We start from the raw sequence: 1,739 nt of genomic DNA, 5'->3' as shown, positions 1-1,739 counted from the left end.
CATCAGGAAGGTGTGTTTTGTTTGGAAGTCGTTTTACGGATATCAATCTCAAAGGAGATATGTTTGGCGGTGTAACTACAGCCATCATCTCATTGCCTTTAGCGTTGGCATTTGGTGTCGCTTCTGGTGCGGGCGCGGAAGCTGGCCTTTGGGGCGCCATCATGGTGGGCCTATTTGCGGCATTGTTTGGTGGCTCAAGCAGCTTGATATCAGAGCCTACCGGGCCGATGACAGTGATCATGACGGCAGTAATGACCAGCATGGTGGCCAAGTACCCTGAAACCGGGATGGCAATGACCTTTACCGTGGTAATGATGGCGGGTGCTTTTCAGATATTACTCGGTACATTAAAACTAGGAAAGTACGTCACTTTGATGCCATATAGCGTGATATCTGGCTTTATGTCCGGTATCGGCGTGATTCTTGTCATTCTGCAACTTTCTCCTTTGCTAGGGCACGCAGCCCCTTCTGGCGGAGTGATGGGCACACTTTCGGCACTTCCTGATACGCTAGCAAATCTGAAAGTCAGTGAGCTGTTTTTGGGGGTGTTAACGCTTGGTATCCTTTTCGGTTTTCCTGCTAAATATCGTAAGTATGTGCCCGCTCAATTGGTCGCTTTAGTGGCTGTAACGCTCTTATCCGTTATTATCTTTGATACCGATTCTATTCGCCGTATTGGTGAAATTCCCGCAGGCTTACCTTCTCTTGTTATTCCGACTATCAGCTCTGAGCAATTCACCACAATGGTTATCGATGCTTTGGTGCTAGGTACTCTTGGTTGTATTGATACGCTTTTGACTGCGGTTATCGGAGATTCATTGACTCGTAAAGAGCATGATTCAGACAAAGAACTTCGTGGCCAAGGCATTGCGAATATGATTTCTGGTCTGTTTGGTGCGCTACCCGGTGCGGGCGCAACCATGGGCACCGTGACCAACATTCAGGTAGGGGCTCGTTCTCCGCTTTCTGGTGTTATTCGTGCTTTGGTGCTTGCGCTAGTGGTATTGGTTGCGGGAGGCTTAACAGAACCGATCCCTATGGCGGTGTTGGCTGGTATCGCGATGTATGTCGGTTTCAACATCCTTGATTGGAGTTTTATTCAGCGCGCACACAAGGTGAGTTATGCCGGCATGGGTGTCATGTACGGTGTGATGTTATTAACCGTATTCGTTGATTTAATTATTGCGGTCGGGCTGGGCGTTTTTATCTCAAACATTCTGATCATTGAAAGGCTGAGTCGAGAGCAAGCTAGACAAGTTAAGGCGATCAGTGATGGCGATGATGAAGACGATATCCCATTAACTGACAGTGAACGTCAGTTACTGGATAGTGCCAATGGTAAAGTGCTGTTCTTCTACCTTTCTGGGCCGATGATATTCAGTGTTTCAAAAGCGATTTCACGTCAACACTCGAGTATTTCTGATTATGAAGCGATGATCTTAGATCTAACTGATGTGCCTATGATTGATGTTACCGTTGGTTTAGCGCTAGAAAATGCGATTAAAGATGCCCTAGATGCGCAGTGTGAAGTGTACTTATTGTGTCCTAATGAGAATACTCGTCAGCAATTAGAAAAATTCCATGTGATTGACCTTGTACCTGAATCCAATACTTATCGATTCAGATATGAAGCCCTGACAGCTGCAACAAGCTATGTTGATAGAGATGAACATCAATTTGAGTCAGTTTAATCTTCAGCAATAATTTCACATGAATCAGTTATAGACGCCAAATATAGT

At 45.7% G+C, this 1,739-nt stretch carries 1 protein-coding gene; it reads left to right on the top strand.

Annotation, left to right across the window (positions count from 1 at the left end):
* Window positions 1-59: 59 nt before the first annotated feature.
* Window positions 60-1,691, top strand: a complete 1,632-nt coding sequence (locus tag AB4653_RS25610) for a SulP family inorganic anion transporter (RefSeq protein WP_029225614.1) — start codon at window positions 60-62, stop codon at window positions 1,689-1,691.
* Window positions 1,692-1,739 lie beyond the last annotated feature (48 nt).

Origin of the sequence: Vibrio sp. 10N.222.48.A3 (assembly GCF_041475345.1) — a bacterium.
In the GTDB taxonomy this organism is placed as follows: Bacteria; Pseudomonadota; Gammaproteobacteria; order Enterobacterales; family Vibrionaceae; genus Vibrio; species Vibrio tasmaniensis_A.
Note: the sequence above shows the minus strand (reverse complement) of the source record. Positions and strands in the feature narration are given on the sequence as shown.

Excerpts from the sequence above, each read along its gene's own strand:
- AB4653_RS25610 (WP_029225614.1), top strand. The coding sequence starts at position 60 with ATGTTTGGCGGTGTAACTACAGCCATCATCTCATTGCCTTTAGCGTTG.